The 16463-nt window shown below is 68.6% G+C and carries 15 protein-coding genes; 8 read left to right on the forward strand and 7 right to left on the reverse strand.

The annotated features are described in order from the left end of the window. Window positions 1-34: 34 nt before the first annotated feature. The 4 genes from ACWEO7_RS19015 to ACWEO7_RS19030 form a co-directional block, all read right to left on the reverse strand. Window positions 35-346 carry a PE domain-containing protein gene (locus tag ACWEO7_RS19015; RefSeq protein ID WP_159849106.1) on the reverse strand — a complete coding sequence of 104 codons (312 nt, stop codon included), beginning with the start codon at window positions 344-346 and terminating at the stop codon, window positions 35-37. A gap of 164 nt (window positions 347-510) precedes the next feature. Beyond that, complete coding sequence (locus ACWEO7_RS19020; protein WP_355073276.1) at window positions 511-861, reverse strand: metallopeptidase family protein; 351 nt, start codon at window positions 859-861, stop codon at window positions 511-513. A 10-nt stretch (window positions 862-871) separates the two neighbouring features. Beyond that, window positions 872-2011: a septum formation family protein gene (locus tag ACWEO7_RS19025; protein WP_452424848.1), complete on the reverse strand. Its 1140-nt coding sequence runs from the start codon at window positions 2009-2011 to the stop codon at window positions 872-874. A 77-nt stretch (window positions 2012-2088) separates the two neighbouring features. Further along, on the reverse strand, window positions 2089-3789 hold the full coding sequence (locus ACWEO7_RS19030; protein ID WP_452424850.1) for an aldehyde dehydrogenase family protein: 1701 nt from the start codon (window positions 3787-3789) through the stop codon (window positions 2089-2091). Between the two features lie 92 nt (window positions 3790-3881). Here ACWEO7_RS19030 and serS point away from each other — a divergent pair, with 92 nt between their 5' ends. The 6 genes from serS (at window position 3882) to ACWEO7_RS19060 (ending at window position 11345) form a co-directional block, all read left to right on the forward strand. Then, complete coding sequence (gene serS, locus ACWEO7_RS19035; protein ID WP_452424852.1) at window positions 3882-5144, forward strand: serine--tRNA ligase; 1263 nt, start codon at window positions 3882-3884, stop codon at window positions 5142-5144. A gap of 175 nt (window positions 5145-5319) precedes the next feature. Further along, window positions 5320-7107, forward strand: coding sequence for a putative bifunctional diguanylate cyclase/phosphodiesterase (locus tag ACWEO7_RS19040; RefSeq protein WP_452424854.1), 1788 nt, complete (start codon window positions 5320-5322; stop codon window positions 7105-7107). 186 nt (window positions 7108-7293) lie between these two features. After that, on the forward strand, window positions 7294-8736 hold the full coding sequence (locus ACWEO7_RS19045) for an MFS transporter (RefSeq protein ID WP_452424855.1): 1443 nt from the start codon (window positions 7294-7296) through the stop codon (window positions 8734-8736). An 81-nt stretch (window positions 8737-8817) separates the two neighbouring features. After that, on the forward strand, window positions 8818-9759 hold the full coding sequence (locus tag ACWEO7_RS19050) for a DMT family transporter (protein WP_452424857.1): 942 nt from the start codon (window positions 8818-8820) through the stop codon (window positions 9757-9759). A 54-nt stretch (window positions 9760-9813) separates the two neighbouring features. After that, window positions 9814-10839 carry a peroxiredoxin family protein gene (locus ACWEO7_RS19055; RefSeq protein WP_452424859.1) on the forward strand — a complete coding sequence of 342 codons (1026 nt, stop codon included), beginning with the start codon at window positions 9814-9816 and terminating at the stop codon, window positions 10837-10839. 164 nt (window positions 10840-11003) lie between these two features. Continuing rightward, window positions 11004-11345 (forward strand): BP74-related protein, encoded by a 342-nt coding sequence (locus ACWEO7_RS19060; protein WP_039794242.1) that lies wholly within the window; start codon window positions 11004-11006, stop codon window positions 11343-11345. A 55-nt stretch (window positions 11346-11400) separates the two neighbouring features. Here the strand turns inward: ACWEO7_RS19060 and ACWEO7_RS19065 are convergent, their stop codons facing one another. Next, window positions 11401-12939 (reverse strand): Rieske 2Fe-2S domain-containing protein, encoded by a 1539-nt coding sequence (locus ACWEO7_RS19065; RefSeq protein ID WP_452424861.1) that lies wholly within the window; start codon window positions 12937-12939, stop codon window positions 11401-11403. Between the two features lie 42 nt (window positions 12940-12981). Next, window positions 12982-13944 (reverse strand): hypothetical protein, encoded by a 963-nt coding sequence (locus ACWEO7_RS19070; protein ID WP_452424863.1) that lies wholly within the window; start codon window positions 13942-13944, stop codon window positions 12982-12984. A gap of 75 nt (window positions 13945-14019) precedes the next feature. Here ACWEO7_RS19070 and ACWEO7_RS19075 point away from each other — a divergent pair, with 75 nt between their 5' ends. Further along, window positions 14020-14769, forward strand: coding sequence for a lysophospholipid acyltransferase family protein (locus tag ACWEO7_RS19075; protein ID WP_452424864.1), 750 nt, complete (start codon window positions 14020-14022; stop codon window positions 14767-14769). An 11-nt stretch (window positions 14770-14780) separates the two neighbouring features. Further along, complete coding sequence (locus tag ACWEO7_RS19080; RefSeq protein ID WP_452424866.1) at window positions 14781-15524, forward strand: lysophospholipid acyltransferase family protein; 744 nt, start codon at window positions 14781-14783, stop codon at window positions 15522-15524. 32 nt (window positions 15525-15556) lie between these two features. Here ACWEO7_RS19080 and ACWEO7_RS19085 read toward each other — a convergent pair whose 3' ends face one another. After that, window positions 15557-16384 (reverse strand): alpha/beta fold hydrolase, encoded by an 828-nt coding sequence (locus ACWEO7_RS19085; protein WP_452424868.1) that lies wholly within the window; start codon window positions 16382-16384, stop codon window positions 15557-15559. Window positions 16385-16463 lie beyond the last annotated feature (79 nt).

Raw genomic sequence — 16463 nt, forward strand, 5'->3', positions numbered from 1 at the left:
GCTTAAGCGTTGCTGATGGATCTCGCTTGCGGAACTACACCTGGATGGCGCTGATGCCGGCGGCGCGGACCACGTCGCCCGCGACATGCTGGGCCAGCTGCATGCGCAGCGTCGCCGCGGCGTGGTGGCATTCCAGAATCGCCTGCGCGATCGCGCGATCGTGCGACATCGCCCCCTGATTGAAATGGCTCGCGCTGAGGAAGGAGACTTCCTCCGCTCCGGAGGGCAGCACGTGCGTCGCGGGCGCGGTGATCGCCGCGGCGGCGGCCAGACGTTCGGCGACGAGGTCGAGTTCGGCCGCGGCGGCGAGAATGGCTTCGGGTGCGATCAGTACATGTCCAACCATGACTCGACTCCTTCTAGTGGCTGTGGGGCGGAACCACGAGAATTCCCCCTTCGAGTGATAGGACGCGACAGCAACGCGATCGGTTCCATCGAATCCCCAATTTTTCGATCTCCGTGCCGATTACACACCCACACCTGGTGGTGCGCAATACAGCTCGGTTCAGGCTATCCCCATCCCAGCTGATGCAGGCGGTCTTCGTCAATGCCGAAATAGTGTGCGATCTCGTGGATCACGGTGATCGCCACCTCTTCCACCACCTCGGACTCGTCGGCGCAGTGTTCGAGGATCGCCTCGCGGTAGATGGTCACGGTGTCGGGAAGCGCTCCGCCGTAATGACTGTCACGCTCGGTGAGAGCGATACCGTGATACAGACCGAGCAGATGTGGATTCTCCGGATCGCGCGGCTCGATCAGCACGACCACGTTGTCGATCGCGCGGGTGAGCTCGGGCGGGATGAGATCCAGTGCGTCGCCGACCAATTCCTCGAACCGGTCGGCGGACATCGTCACGGGCATCGGCGCTCGGCTACCTCGGCTGGGGCTGCGGCGGCAGGGGCGCGGCGCCCGGCAGCGGTGCGGGCGTGGATCGTCCGTTGTTCGGCGGTGGCACCGGAGCCTGGCCGTTGATCAGGATCTCGCCCTTGGCCGACCCGGTGATCGGCGCGAAGCCCTCCCGATCGGCTCCCTTGCCGATCATGCAGTCCAGCTTGCGGCTGCCCGCCATCCAGCTGCGGGCATCGATGTAGTCGAAGAACAGCGTGAGCGTCTTGTTCCGGATGACGTCCGGCCCGCCCAGGTAGTCGGTCGACGTGCGGGTGCACTCCTCCTCGACGAACTTGTCCTGGTCGTCCTTCGCGGGCGGGCCCCCGTTGAAGTGGGCGGCCAGATCGACGGTGGAGACGATCTCCACGGCGTGCGGCTGGGCGCAGTCCACCGGATCGGTGGGCAGGTTCTGGTTGATGCCGAGGCACACGCCCGCCTCGTACACCTTGGACTGATCGTGCTCGGTGGCGCTGCCGACCGACGGCGGGGTGCCGACACTGGCCGCGACCTGCAGGCCGCAGCGCAGGGTGCGGTCACCGTGCTGCCAGCCGTCCGGGCTCGGATACATCAGCCCGACGATGTACTTGCCGCGCGGATCGAACCGGCCCGACATGTACTTCTGCACCGCGGGCACGCAGTGCTCCTCTTTCAACTCGGTCAGGCGCAGCGAGTCCGGGAACCGCGAGCCGGGACCGAACTCCTTGCCCGGATACCTGCTCATGTCGATGTCGGCCGCGACCTCGAACATGTGCTTGCTCGAGCAGTTCACCTTGGCCAGGTCCGATCGGTCCGGCTTGGTCCAACTCAGGCAGTCGCCCTTGGCCGCGGTGCCGAACTCCTTCTCCAGCACCGGCTGTGCCGGGGCGCCGGGATTGTGTGCCTCCAGGCCCTTCTCGTTGTCGAAGCCGGTGACGAACAGCGTCACCAGGGCCGCCACCACGGCGCCGACGGCCACCGCGAGCAGGCCCCAGCGCAGGGTGGGGGCCGACAGATGCAGATCGCGCAGCTCGCCGTCGGCGAGGGCGGCTCTGGCCGAGTCGAACGAGCGCCGTACCGCGTCGGCGCGCGACGACGCGCCGCGCTTGGGCGCCTGCGGGTACCGGGACATGCGTTCGGGGGACATCGCGGTCCATCATGGCAGTGTCGGTGCCGCGGTGCCACGACCTGCCCCGATCGGCGCGGCACGGGGCACGAGCGAATTCAGCCGCGCAGGGCCGACAGGAAGACGCCGGGCAATCGGGCGGGGTTGGCGTCGGCGTAGAACTCGGTGAGCCTGCGCCCGGTGGTCGCTGCGGTGGCGTTGCCGACGAACCAGGGCGGCTTCGGAGAGAGGGCGAGCTCGCCGCCCAGCAGCGAGCGCGGCACCGGCCGGAACGGGCCGTGCACCACGGTGCGCTCCACATCGTCGAGCAGCAGGGCGTTGTGCACCACGCCGATACCGCTCTGCACGTCGTCGAGGGTGTGCCCGGGGAAGGCTCCCCAGGCGGCCCGCGGAGCGAGGAAGGCCAGACCGGTCCAGCTGTTCACCGCGATCGCGCCGTAACGCAGCCGTTCGATCGCGCGGTCGAAGGCGACACCGAGCCTGCGGATGGTCGTCGGATCGGCGATCACATTCGCGCCGAGCGTGCCGGTCAGCTCGGCGTTGGCGAAGTCCACCGCGCGTTGCAAGAACTCGCCGCCCGTGTAGGGCAACTCCACCACGCCGAGCACGGGGGAGAAGTACTCCGTGCGCAGCAGCGGCGACCCGGTGCGCGGCAGTCCGCCGACCAGCACCCGTCCCGCGCCGAGACGCTCGGCCTCCGGGTACGAGGCCAGCGCGTCGGCGACCCGCGCGTCGCTGCCCGGGTAGTAGGCCGTGCGCTGCGGCGCCCGCTCCATGGCCAGGCGGAGTTCGGCGAGGAACTCGTCCTTGCGGTCCCACTCGGAGCCGATCACCACCGCCTGCGCGGCCACGCAGTTGTAGCCGCCGTTGTGCAGCCGTTGGGTGGCCACGTGCTCGGCCTGGTAACGCAGATCGGCGTCGGACCAGTCGCCGGGCACCACGATGGTCGGCGAGACGCCGCCCAGTTCGCTGCTGATCGGCTTGTCCAGCAGCGGCCGCTTGTGCCGCTTGCGTTCCGCGCCCTCCGCGCCGGGGCCCCACACGATGGCATCGTGGGTCTGCGCGCTGCCGGTCATGTGCACGTGCGCGACGTCCGGATGACGCACCAGGTAACCGCCCTGCTGCGCGCCGCCGGTGAGGATTCGCAGCGCGCCGATCTCCAGCAGCGGTTCGAACACCATCTCGAACACGGTGAACAGCGGGTCGGTGATCGGGTTGAGCTTCAGCGCGACCACCCGGTTGTGCGCGAACAGCTCGTACAGCGCGTCCAGCGGCGGAATCGAGGTGATGTTGCCCGCGCCGAGCACGGCGCCGATCCCGCCGGTCGCGGTGGGATCGAGCTGGGCGAGTCCGGCTCGCCGACGGGCGGTGTCGGCGTCGACGCCTGGACGCAGCCACACCTCGCCGCGGAAACCGTTGAGCAGCAAGCGATCGTAGACGCTGAACGGGAATACCGGCACCGCCAACCGCCCGCCTGGCGCCTCCCGCAGCGTGATGCCTGCCAGTGGGCTTCGCCCGGTCTCCAGCGCGGCCAGGGTCGCCGACAGCGCGGCCGTGGCTTGCAGCAGCGTGAGCGGCCCGGACATCCACTCCTCACCGACCAGCGCGGAGTGCTCGCCGAGATCCTTGACGACGCGCGCCGCGCGCACCCAGTCCTCCGCGAAGCGGCCGGTTCTGGCGTGGATCTCGTCGAGCAGCGCGCGGCGGCGGCGCAGCGACGTCGCGGCCCACACTTTCTCGCCCGCCGCGAGATCGGCCAGCGCGTTGTCGATGGCCGTCTCATCGAATGGGGTGCCCACAAACCCACTATGCGCGCGATCCGGGGTGGATGGTCCGCATCCTGGGATATCGGCGTGAAAGCGCAACACACCGACTACTAGGCTGGTGGCCCATGATCGACCTCCGATTCCTGCGGGACAACCCGGACGCGGTCCGCGCCTCGCAGCGCGCCCGCGGCGAAGACCCCGTTCTCGTCGACGCGCTGCTCGAGGCGGACGCGGCGCGGCGTGCCGCGGTGGCCACCGCGGACAACCTGCGCGCCGAGCACAAGGCGATGGGCAAGCTGATCGGTAAGGCGAGCAAGGACGAGCGGTCCGCGCTGCTGGCGCAGGCGTCGGAGATGTCGGTCAAGGTCAAAGAGGCCGAGGCCGCCCAGCACGCCGCAGACGTGGATCTGGACACCGCGCACCGCGCCATCTCCAACGTGGTGCAGGAAGGCGCGCCCGCGGGTGGCGAGGCCGATTTCGTCGTGCTGCAAACGGTCGGCACGCCGCGGGAGTTCGACTTCGAGCCGAAGGACCACCTGGAGCTCGGCGAGTCGCTCGGCTTGATCGACATGGAGCGCGGCGCGAAAGTCTCCGGCGCCCGGTTCTACTTCCTGACCGGCTACGGTGCGCTGCTCCAGCTGGGAATGCTGCAGCTGGCCGCGCAGAAGGCGGTGGCCAACGGCTTCACCATGATGATTCCGCCGGTGCTGGTGCGCCCGGAGGTCATGGCGGGCACGGGGTTCCTCGGCCAGCACGCGGCGGAGGTCTACCACCTCGCCGACGACGACCTCTACCTGGTCGGCACCTCGGAGGTGCCGCTGGCGGGCTACCACTCGGACGAGATCCTCGACTTGAGCGCGGGCCCCAAGCGCTATGCGGGCTGGTCGTCGTGCTTCCGCCGGGAGGCGGGCAGTTACGGCAAGGACACCCGCGGCATCATCCGGGTGCACCAGTTCGACAAGGTGGAGATGTTCGTCTTCACCACGCCCGACCAGGCCGACGCCGAACACCAGCGTCTGCTCGCCTGGGAACAGGAGATGCTCGCCGCGATCGAGGTACCCTACCGGGTGATCGACGTCGCGGCCGGTGATCTCGGCAGCTCCGCCGCGCGCAAGTTCGACTGCGAGGCGTGGGTGCCCACGCAGCAGACCTACCGGGAACTCACCTCGACCTCCAACTGCACCACGTACCAGGCGCGGCGGCTGGCCGTCCGCTATCGAGACGAGAACGGAAGGCCGCAGATCGCCGCGACCTTGAACGGCACGCTCGCCACCACCCGCTGGATCGTGGCCATTCTGGAGAACCACCAGCAAGCCGACGGGTCGGTCCGAGTGCCGTCCGCCCTGGTCCCGTTCGTCGGTACCGACGTGCTCCGACCGACGAATTGACAACGGACGAATGACGTTCAGGTAAATAGCTACTGGTTCGCCATGCCGTATTCCCGGGATGTGGCAACCAGTGGGATTCCTTATGTCTAGGCTATTCGTCGTGCGAGGAATCGGGTCTCGCGGCGATACCCGAACCCGGGTGCGGGCCGCGTCTGCGCTGGCGACGGCTATGGTCATGGCTCGGACCACCGGGGCGTTCTACGTCATGGGCGGGGTGCTCGGTCTGCTGATCACCGCCATCGCCCCTGGTGAAGAGGGTAATCGTCCGCTGGTAGGCGGGGCGGCAGCGGTGGCGCTGGTGCTCGGTCTCACGCTGCTCGCATGGGGTCCGCGACTGCCGCATTCGATCCATCACGTCTATGTCGCGATCGCGACGGTGTTGGTGACGATCGCGGTGCATTCGTTCCCGAACACCGTGGGCGCGATCAGCCTCGCGGCGTTCTACGTGTTCATCGCGTGCGACGCCGCCCTGTTCTTCGCCTGGTCACAGGCCGCCGCCCATATCGCGTTCGCCTTGGCGCTGTGCCTGTGGGTGCTGCCCGCGCGGCCGGTGACGCCCGGGCTGCCGTGGTGGTCGGGCCTGATCCCGGCCGGTGTGACCTTCGGTGTCGGCGTCGTCGTCGGGATCCTGACCAGAATGGCGTCCGAAGCCGACATCGACGTGCTCACCGGCCTGCTCAACCGGCGCGGCTTCGACCGGGCGCTGAACACCGCGATCCAGCAGGCCACCAGGTCCGGGCACGGACTCGCGCTGGTGCTGGTCGACCTGGACCGTTTCCAGAAGATCAACGACCATCTCGGGCACCGCGCCGGTGACGCCGTCCTGCAGCGGGTGGCCGACACCTGGTCGAAACTGCTGGCCCCCGATCAGCGCCTGGCGCGCTACGGCGGGGACGCGTTCGCCTTGCTGCTGCCGAATACCACCGAGCAGGCCGCGATCCTGCTCACCGAACAGCTGCGCGCCGCGGTGACCACCGGCTGCTCGGCCGGCGTGACCTCCTGGCAGCCGGGCGAATCGGGGTCGCTGCTGGTCAGCCGCGCTGACGTCGGCCTGTACCGGGCCAAGCAGGCCGGACGCAACCGGACGGTACTGGAGTCCTCACGGCAGCTGCCGCTGGCGGTGGAACTGCGCGAGGCGATCGACCGGGGCGCCCTCGACGTGCACTACCAGCCGATCGTCAGCCTGACCGAAGGCGGCGGCAAGGCGGTCGGTGTGGAGGCGCTGCTGCGCTGGTCGTCGAGCGCGCAACCGGACGTCACCACCGAGGGCCTGATCCGCGTCGCCGAGGAGTACGACCTCATCGCCGATCTTGACGAACTGGTGCTGCGCCGGGCCTGCGCGGACGCCGCACGGTTGCAGGAAACCTTCGCCCAGCTGGATCTCACACTGAACGTGAACGTCAGCGGGCTGGAGCTGGCCGAGGCCGGTTACGCCGATCGGGTGGCGGGCATTCTCGCCGCCACGGGGTGGCCCGCCGACCAGCTGGTGCTCGAAGTGACCGAGAGTGAGCTGGCCGCCGAATCCCAGACCGCGATCGAGAATCTGCACACTCTGCGCGACCGTGGCGTGCGCATCGCCATCGACGACTTCGGCACGGGATACTCCTCGCTCAGCCGACTGGCCACGCTGCCAAGCGACATTCTCAAGGTCGATCAGTCCTTCGTCGCCGCGATCCGCTCGGATTCGCCCGCGCCGCCCTTGCTCGGCGTGATCGCCGCGCTCTCCAACGCGCTGGACCTGCAGGTCATCGCCGAGGGCGTGGAGACCGAATATCAGGCCGCCGTGCTCACCGAACTGGGCTTCGCGCTCGCGCAGGGTTATCACTACAGCGATTCGCATCCGGTCTCGGAGCTGATCAGCGACCTCAACGAGAACAAGGGCCGGATCGGCCCAGGGGTCACCGACCGGGAGCTGGGCGACGGAGATTCGGTTCCGGCGAACGGCTGGGTGCCGTTGCCCTGATTCGCGCGGCGGCCGATTCCCTTCGACGCGCCCGAGCGGTAATTCCCTTGACGCCGCGAGGCAGGGATGGCCATGCTGATCGGCATGCGGTTGCTCGTCTATGCCTATTGATTCGCTGGATCGCCGCGCGCCCGTCGGACGGGTAGCGCGCGTACTTTCAGCCTGCGCTCGCTGACGGTTCGGGCGGTGCTCTTCAAGAGCACCGGTGAACTGATTCCGCTGTACGCGCTGTATGCCCTGCTGTTCGCCGACCACGGCATGAGCACAGGGCAGATCTCCTTGCTGTTCGCCATCTGGTCGATGACCTCGTTCCTGCTCGAGGTGCCCTCCGGTGCGTGGGCCGACACGGTTTCGCGGCGCGGACTGCTCGTGCTCAGCGGTGTCCTGCTGACGGCGGGCTTCGCGCTGTGGACGGCGGCGCCCTCCTTCACAGGCTTCGCCGCCGGATTCGTGCTGTGGGGTACCTCGGGCGCTCTGGCCTCCGGCACCTTCGAAGCGTTGCTGTACGACGATCTCGCCGCCCGCGGTGCGTCGTCGACATATCCGCGCATCCTCGGTTACACCAGGGCCGGTGCGGAAACCGCCGTCGTCATCGCGATCGTCGCCGCGACGCCGCTGTATCTCATCGGTGGCTATGCCCTGGTCGGCTGGGCCAGTGTCGCTCTTGCCGCCGTGCACACGCTGGTCGCGCTCTCGCTGCCCACCGCGCCGAAGGCGGTCTCCGCGGCGGACGTCGATGATCTCGAAGAGGAGGAGTCGGCACCTTCCGTGGTGGCCGGTGAGACGGGCGGGAATGATCAGGCCGACGTCACGAGGAGATACGCCGAGGGCGGTCGGACACCGGAGACGGCGCAAATTGCCGCTCGATCCGGCGTTGCTCGAACCGCGGCGCAGGAGGAAGGTGTCGGAGCGAGCGGCTCAAAGGAGCCGAGTGCCGGAGCGAGCTGCTTCACGGCGGAGCCGGCGGCATTCCATCCGGAGACCTCCGGGGCGCACTCCGGACCGTTCGCGCGCTACCTCACCATGCTGAAGGCCGGTGTGGGAGAGGTCCTTCGCATGCGGGTGGTGCGCTACGGCGTGCTGCTGGAGGCGCTGCTGTTCGGGATCACGGCGTTCGACGAGTATTTCGCCTTGCTGGCGGAGGAGGCGGGCGTATCGACGGCCGTCGTGCCACTGCTGGTCGGCCTCACCGTGCTCGGTTCGCTGACCGGGTCGGTGCTGGCGGGGCGCACCGAAGGAATGTCGGGCCGGACGATGTCGATCGCGGTGGCTGTCGCGGGCGTGCTCTTCCTCGGCGGCGCGCTGATCGCCGGTCTCGCGACCGGTCGTCCGAACGCGGTGTACTTGCTGACCACCCTCGGCTTCGCGTCGATCGGGATCTCCTACGGCATCGTCTACAACGCGGGCATCGTCGCGGCTGCCCGCCTCCAAGACGCCATCGAGGGTCCCGCCCGAGCGACCGTCACCTCGGTCTCCGGTCTCCTGGGCGAGGTGATCGCCCTAGCGGTCTTCGGCTTCGCCGCCCTCCTGACCCTCCACGCCGCCATGTCCACCCTCCTGGCCCTCCTCGGCGCCTCCATCCTCGCCATCGCCGCCCTCATTCCCCGTTGGCTCCCACCCCGCCACTGACCACGAGTGGCACACCATCGAGAGCGCTTCTCGAGAAATGCCGCAGTGATGTGCCACTCGACGATTGGGTAGCGTGCGGGAGTGCGGTTGGGGCTGGTTGCGGGGTTCGGGATCGGTGCCGGGGTGGCGGTGCAGGGGCGGATCAATGGCGCGTTGGGGGCGCGGTTGGAGGATGGGATTGCCGCGGCCACGATCAGTTTCGGGGTGGGACTGGTCGTGTTGGGGGTGGCGTTCGCGGTGAGCGGGCGGCTGCGGGACGGTGGGCGGCGGGTGCGGCTGGCTCTGGCCGAGGGGCGGCTGCGGCCGTGGCAGTTGCTCGGCGGGCTGTGCGGAGCGTTCTTCGTCGCGTGCCAGGGGCTGACGGTCGCCGCGATCGGCGTCACCGCGTTCACCGTGGCGACCGTCGCGGGGCAGTTGCTCAGCAGCCTGGCCGTCGACCGGCTCGGGCTCGGTCCGAGTGGGCGGACGCCCGTCACCGGGGTGCGTCTCGTGGGTGCGGCGCTCGGGGTGGCGGCGGTGCTGGTAGCCGGATTCGGGCACCACCGCGCCACCGGTGGTCTCTCCGTGCCCGACGCGCTGCGCGGCATGCCGACCGTGTTGTTGATCGCGCTGCCCGCGCTGGCGGGTATCGGCCTGGCCTGGCAGCAAGCGGTGAACGGCAAGGTGGGCGCGGTCGGCGGAGCCATGTCGGCGGCGATGGTCAATTTCTGCGTCGGCCTGGCCGCGCTGCTCGTCATCGAGGCCGTGGTCATCGCGACGTCGGGCGGTCCGGCCGCATTCCCGACCGAGCCTTGGCTCTACACCGGCGGTTTCATCGGTGTCGCCTTCATCGCTCTCGCCGCCCTGGCGGTGCGGTGGATCGGCGTGCTGCTGCTCGGGCTCACCTCGGTGGCGGGGCAGTTGCTGGCCTCCCTTGTCCTCGACGTGCTCACCCCGACCAGCGCGGGCTTGTCCGCCACCGCGATCGTCGGCTGTGTGCTGACGTTGGTCGCGGTCGCCATCGCGACTCGGTCGCAGTCCTGAGGACACTCGCCCGACATTCATGTTCGAAGTGCATGAATGTGGGAGGGTGCGCTCATGCTGATCGAATACGGGGTGTGGGTTTCGCGGCTGGGACTGACTGTCGTCTTCGCGCTGTCGGCCTGGGGCAAGCTGACGGATCGCGGCGCGGCACGGCAGGCGGTGAGCGATTTCGGGGTGCCGCTGCGCTGGGTGCCCGCGGTGGCCTGGGGGTTGCCGATCGCCGAGGCGATGATCGCGGTCGGTGTGCTGCTTCCGTGGGTTTGCGGCCCGGCGGCGCTGGCGGCGCTGCTGCTGCTCGCCGTGTTCACCGTGGCGATCACGCGGTTGCTGCGGCGGGGTGAGCATCCTTCCTGTTCCTGTTTCGGTGCTGCCAGCGCGACGCCGATCGGACCGAAGACGCTGGTGCGCAATGCTCTTCTCGCGGCGCTCGCCGTGGTTGCCTGCATCGGCGCGCAGACACACCCGCGCGTCCCGATGGGCCTGCCCGCCGACAACGCGGTCGGCTGCGCGGTTGTCGCCGCAGTGGTCGCGGTGCTGGTCTGGTTGACAGGCCAGCTGCGTGTCCTGCGCCGTCGAGTGGACGAGCAGGCGTTGTCCACGCTGGGTGCCGAGGGCTTGCCCGTCGGTGCGGTGGCGCCGGAGTTCGAACTGTTCGGCCCCGAGGGAACGAAGACCACGCTCGAGGATCTCTTGGCCTCGGCGAGGTCGGTGCTGCTGGTCTTCGTGCACCCCGGCTGCGAGCTGTGCGCGGCGCTGGCACGGGAACTGCCCCGCTGGCGTGCGCGAACCGGTGACGCCCTCGCGATCGTCGCGGTCGGCAACGGTGATGCCGCCGAGCAGGCCGCGTGGGGAACCGAGCACGGATTGGGCGACATTCCCTCGCTCGTGCAGCAGGGCAACGAGGCGGCCCTGCGTTACCGGGTGCGCGGTACGCCGTCCGCCGTGCTGATCGATCCCGAGGGACGTGTCGCAGCGCCGGTGGCCAGAGGGGGCATCGCGATCCGCGAGTTGATCAGCACGGTGCGGGTAGCGCCGCGCAGGCCGGCGCGCGACAAGATTCCGGCCGGGGCCGCGCGTTAGTTTCGGCGCGTACCTCTTTTCCGCCGCCGAGACCGACCCGAGCCCGGTTATCTACTGGTTAGCAAATTTCTAGCAAATCTACGGTGATGCGCCGATAGGATCGAACCGCACCGGTGCGGAATTCGCCATCCAACCAACACGACCCATCGACAAGAGGGGAAGACATGGCGCTCTTCGCATTCACCGACTACTCCGGCAAAGAGTTCATCATCCAGCTGACCAACGAGCAGCGGATCGCGGAAGCACGCCGCATCCTGTCGGGTGACGAGCAGATGTCCGTCCACGTCATGGGCCGGATCCGGAAGATGCCCGCCCCCTACAACCCGGGTTGGGACTTCCATCTGGACCCCGACACCATCACCTTCTTCACCATGGCGATCGAGGTCTGCGACGCCAGCATCATGTACGTGAACGACCACCTGGACGAGGCGTGCGGCGCGTTCCTGCCGGGCTGCTTCTGGTGTCCGTGGTCGTCCAAGCTGACCCGCGAGGTCGCCGACCGGTAATCGGTTGGCAAACGCTTCCGGCCGGCGTGTGAACGCCGGCCGGAAGTTCGCGGATTCAGTCCAACTTGCGCGAGCGCAATTCGTGGCCCTTGGACGTCTTGCACCGTCCCGACTCCAGGTCCCACTGCCAGCCGTGCAGGTTGCAGGTCAGCGTGTTGCCTTCGACCACACCGAACTTCGACAGGTCCGCCTTCAGGTGCGGGCACCGCCGCTGCACCTCCCAGCCGCTGAGTTCGGTGGAGGCGGAGTCGTCGTGCGCCTCGGAGAACCAGCCGTCGGCGTAGGCGATCCGCTCGTCGGTGAGGCACTTGAAGAAGGTGTAGAGGAACTCGTTGTATCCGCCGATGCGCCAGGCCTGGAAGCGGGTGGACAGGAAGATGGTGTTCACCCAGTCGGGCTCCCGGTCGCGCAGCACCGTGCGCACCAGCTCCGGCGCGATGCGGAAGCCGTAGCGGTAGCGCCCCTCGCCTTCGACCGGCTCGCGCACCGTGCGCTTGGGGAAGTCCAGCACGACGGTCTCCTCGCCGATCACCAAGCCGACCGGGTAGCCGATGCCGTCGCAGATCACGTCGCTCTGGGCCATGATCGGCTCGAACACTTTGCGCAGCGGCTCCAGCAGCGAGCCATCGCCGCGCTCCCAGGTCGCCTTCTCGGCCTCCAGTACCGGGGCGAGGCGCTGGGCCATCCGTTCGATGTACTCGGCCTTGTTGTCGTAGATCTCGGCGGGGTCGCTCGGGTGGGTCAAGGTCAGCTCGGCGCCGCGCACGTCGGCGACCGAGCCGGGGATCATCAGGATCCCGCCCGCGTTGCCGTGGATCTCCATCTGCTCCAGGAACACCTTCTGGTCGGGGAAGATGTTGCCTTCGTCACCGCGATCGTCGTTGAGGTAACGCAACTCGTCGTCCAGGAACACCGGCGGACCCGCCGACGGCACCACCCAGGTCGCGCCGACCTGCTCGATGTAGCTGCGGGCCCGGTCCATGCCGCGCTGACGCTTCTGCTTGCCGAAGTTCGACTTGGTGCGGGCCGGGATGTCGTAGACCATCGGGTACCAGATCGCGCCCGAGTACTGCAGCAGGTGGATGTCGACATGGCCGAAGGCGTCCTGCAGCACGTCCATGTCGACCGGGCGGGCGTCGTTCATGTTGAAGCAGGTGGTCTCACCGTCGGAGACCACGAGCCCGGAGTCGCCGATCGGGCCGTCGGCGGGCGCGCGCAGCGCGATGATCATGACGTCCAGGTCCCCGCCGGGGCCGGTCACCGTGTGCTTGACCGAGTCCTCGGTCTCGAAGAACTTGTGGAAGCCCAGCTGCTCGAGCTCCCGGCGCAGATCCGGCACGGGATAGTCCGGCAGCAGCACGGTCGCGTCCTTGTTCACGTGCTCGGCCAGCGTCTTCGCGTCGAAATGGTCGCGGTGCAGGTGCGAGACGTAGAGGAAGTCGCATGCGCCCAGCTCGTCCCAGTCCAGCTGGGTGTTGTCGGGGAACGGGAACCAGGAACCGAAGTACGCGGGGTTCACCCAGGGATCGCAAAGGATCGACCCGGCCGCGGTGCGGATGTGGAATCCGGCGTGTCCGACGCTGGTGATCTGCACTAGCTGCTCCTCCTGCTGTTTACCAGCCAACCAGGGTAGTGGTTACGGCGAGACATCGCCGATGCAGTAGCCGTCCGTCCCGGAGCGCAAGGTGAAGGTGCGGGTCTGCGTCACACCGGAGGAGTTGGTCACCGGCACGAGCACCGCGATGTAGTCGGTGTTCACCTGCTCCGACCGGATCTGCTGGTCGGCGAACTCGGTGGCCCCGGTGAGCACGCCCTGGTTGTTCGCCAGCGGCGCGGGGCTCGGACGCCCGGTGCCCTTGGGGTCCCAGGTCGCCGGGGACGCCTTACAGATCAGAGGGTAGTCGCCTTCTTTGTCGGCGGGGTCGAGCGGAGTGCCGACGAAGCGGGAGAGGTACCTGCGCACGGTGTGCCGGGCGTCGGCGTCGTTGTAGGCGATCTCCGCACCGGCCGTCGCGACGCGCGGGCAGGCGTAGCCGGTCTCGATCTCGGCGCGCTGGACGGCGACGGTCGTGGTCGGGCTCTTCCAGACGACGTCGTCCTCGCCCGCCGTGCCGGGCTGGGCCAACGCGGTGAGGACGGCCTGCTGGTCTCCGTACATCTCGGCCACGTTCCTGGGCGCGATGGTCCAGCACTTGTCCTGCATCTCGGCGATGGTGTGCGAGCGCAGGTCGGCCGCCCAGCGCCGCATCGCCGGGGCGGCGGCGGGCACCCCCGCGACCGCGCCGACCGGCGGAGCGTCGGCGGGAACCGGCGGAAGCGCGGAGGTGCTCGGCGGAGGCGTGGCCGGGACGGCGGCCGGTGGCGTCGTGCGAACGGCCGCCTGCGGCGGCGTCTCCTCCGGAATGCCGACGACGGAGTCGCATCCGGTCAGCGCGATCGCCGCGAGCAAGGCGGAGCCGCAGGCCAGCGCGGCGCAGGTCGCTCGCCCGGCCCGGTTCCGCTCGCGTGCTGCACTGCGGTCGTACTCGCGCGGTACCGATCGGGCGCGTTCCACTTCGACGATCCTCTTCTCTCCGGACGTGCGGTCGGGGCTGCTCATGCGTCCTCGCTCCGGCGCGGCGCGCGGCGGCGCGAACTGCCGATGGGGACGAGCAGCGACTACGCTAGCGGACTTGTGGAACCCGTCTACCGGACGATCATCGGCCTCGCCCGTACCGTCTTCTTCATCGAAGGTCTGAAGTTCACCGTCAAGGGCGATGAACACATTCCCGCCCGCGGTGGCGCCGTGCTGGCGGTGAACCACACCGGCTACATGGACTTCACCTACGCGGGCCTGCCGGTGCGCACCCCGAAGCGCTACGTCCGGTTCATGGCCAAGAAGGAGGTCTTCGACAACAAGATCTCCGGTCCGATCATGCGCGCGCTCAAGCACATCCCCGTCGACCGTTCGGCGGGCGCGGATTCCTATAAGGCCGCTGTGGACTATCTGCGCCGTGGCGAGCTGGTCGGCGTGTACCCCGAGGCGACGATCAGCCGTAGCTTCGAGATCAAGGAATTCAAGTCCGGCGCGGCGCGCATGGCCATCGAGGCGGAGGTGCCGATCATCCCGATCGTCATCTGGGGCGCGCAGCGAGTCTGGACCAAGGGGTTCCCGAAGCGCCTCGGCCGCACCAACACGCCCATCTCGATCGCGGTCGGCGAGCCGATCCAGCCGTTCGAGCCCGCCGCCGAATTGACCGCCGAGCTGCGCTCGACCATGCGGGAGATGCTGCTCGATCTGCAAAAGGACTACGTGCACGAGCCGGGCGCCTACTGGGTGCCCGCCCGTCTGGGCGGCAGCGCTCCTACCCTGGAAGAGGCGGACGCGATGGATGCCGCCGAAGCCGAGGCCAAGGCCGCGCGCAAGAACGTGGCGGGGCAGTAGCGGGAGTTGCGATGGCGCGCGAACCGGTTTACGACATTCTCACCGGCTTGGCCCGCGCCATCTTCTTCGCGCAGGGTCTGCGCCTCGATATCAAGGGCCAGGAGTACATTCCGCGTTCCGGCGGCGCGGTGCTGGCGGTGAATCACACGGCCTATCTGGATTTCATGGAAGTAGGACTGGTCGGGCGCGAGTCCGGCCGCAACGTCCGGTTCATGATGAAGGCCGAACTCGAACACGGCATCGTCGGCTTTCTCATGAGGCACTGCAAGGCGATCGGCGTCGATCGCACGGCCGGAGCGGAGTCCTACGCCCGCGCGGTGACCGCCTTGCGTGAGGGCGAGTTGGTCGTGGTCTACCCCGAGGCGACGATCAGCCGCAGCTTCGAGTTGAAGGAATTCAAATCCGGTGCGGCTCGGATGGCTGTGGAAGCCGATGTCCCGATCGTCCCCATGATCATCTGGGGCGCGCACCGGATCTGGACCAAGGACATCCCGAAACAGCTGGGCCGCCATAATTTCCCGATCAATATCCGCATCGGCGCACCGATCCCACCGACCGGACCGACCGAGGGATTGACCGCCACCCTGCGCACCCGGATGAGTGAACTCTTGAACCGCGCGCAATGCGACTACCCAATGGTCGAAGGCGCGCGGTGGGTCCCCGTGCGACTCGGCGGGACCGCCCCGACCCTCGCGGAGGCAGCTGTGCTGGAGCGCGAGGAAATGGAGCGGCGACGGCGCGCGAAGGCGCGGTGACGGCGCTGTACCCGCCACGCTGCCGCGGACGGTCAGCGGCTCGGCGAGCCGTGCTGGTCTCCGGCCGGTGCGGTCTGGCGGACGGCATCGGCGATGGCGCGGAAGTCCTTGCGCAGGATCGCGCCGTGGTTGCCGGCGACCTTCGCGCCGATCCGGATGTTCGGATTGCGGGCGCACACGCCGTCCAGGCTGGTGCGGATTCGCTCCTGCTCGTCGCCACGGCTTCCGAACGACGTCCCCGAAGCAACCACATACCGCACCGGAACAGTGATGCGGTCCAGCAGCGGGCCCAATTCGCGCTCACACGAGAGCTTGCCGAGCTCGATGTTGCTCTCGGCCATCTGTTCGGCGCTCATCCGCGGGGTCAGACCGGTCGGGCGCAGCAGCGGCGTGAACCAGCTCAGCCGCTTGAACAGCTTGCGGATCCGCTGCTCCATGGCCTCGTCGAGCCAGTCGTACGGGAACGCGCCGTCGACCAGTACCGCGCCCGTGGCACGGTCCGGATTCCGGTCGGCCCAGTGCGCCGCGACGACTGCCCCGTAGGACCAGCCCACCAACACCGCCCGGTGCACGCCTCTGGCCGCCGAGACCGCATCGACGTCCCGGACGGCGGCCTCGAAGGAATAGTCCGCCGAACGCCGCGATTTGCCGCGGGCTCGCTCGTCGAAGGTGATGTGCCGGTAGCCGGGGCCGAGCTCGGCGATGACCCGCCGCCAATAGCCCTGAGTGGCGAACTGGCCATTGCAGTAGATCACGGGGATACCGGGACCGCCGGTGTCGGTGACCGCCAGGGCGGTATCGTCCACCGGCACCGTGCCGGTCCACTTCGAAGCGGGGGCCGGGTTGCTGTTCTTCGTCATGGCAACAACTCTCGGCGTCCAGCCTGACACCACCCTGACACCCGCCTGATACGGCGACTGACACCGTGTTCTGCCGCGG

The sequence above is a fragment of the Nocardia sp. NPDC004260 genome, from assembly GCF_053603155.1.

Excerpts from the sequence above, each read along its gene's own strand:
- ACWEO7_RS19015 (WP_159849106.1), bottom strand. The coding sequence starts at position 346 with ATGGTTGGACATGTACTGATCGCACCCGAAGCCATTCTCGCCGCCGCG.
- ACWEO7_RS19025 (WP_452424848.1), bottom strand. The coding sequence starts at position 2,011 with ATGTCCCCCGAACGCATGTCCCGGTACCCGCAGGCGCCCAAGCGCGGC.
- ACWEO7_RS19080 (WP_452424866.1), top strand. The coding sequence starts at position 14,781 with ATGGCGCGCGAACCGGTTTACGACATTCTCACCGGCTTGGCCCGCGCC.
- ACWEO7_RS19040 (WP_452424854.1), top strand. The coding sequence starts at position 5,320 with ATGGCTCGGACCACCGGGGCGTTCTACGTCATGGGCGGGGTGCTCGGT.
- ACWEO7_RS19055 (WP_452424859.1), top strand. The coding sequence starts at position 9,814 with ATGCTGATCGAATACGGGGTGTGGGTTTCGCGGCTGGGACTGACTGTC.
- ACWEO7_RS19070 (WP_452424863.1), bottom strand. The coding sequence starts at position 13,944 with ATGAGCAGCCCCGACCGCACGTCCGGAGAGAAGAGGATCGTCGAAGTG.
- ACWEO7_RS19060 (WP_039794242.1), top strand. The coding sequence starts at position 11,004 with ATGGCGCTCTTCGCATTCACCGACTACTCCGGCAAAGAGTTCATCATC.
- ACWEO7_RS19085 (WP_452424868.1), bottom strand. The coding sequence starts at position 16,384 with ATGACGAAGAACAGCAACCCGGCCCCCGCTTCGAAGTGGACCGGCACG.
- serS (WP_452424852.1), top strand. The coding sequence starts at position 3,882 with ATGATCGACCTCCGATTCCTGCGGGACAACCCGGACGCGGTCCGCGCC.
- ACWEO7_RS19020 (WP_355073276.1), bottom strand. The coding sequence starts at position 861 with ATGCCCGTGACGATGTCCGCCGACCGGTTCGAGGAATTGGTCGGCGAC.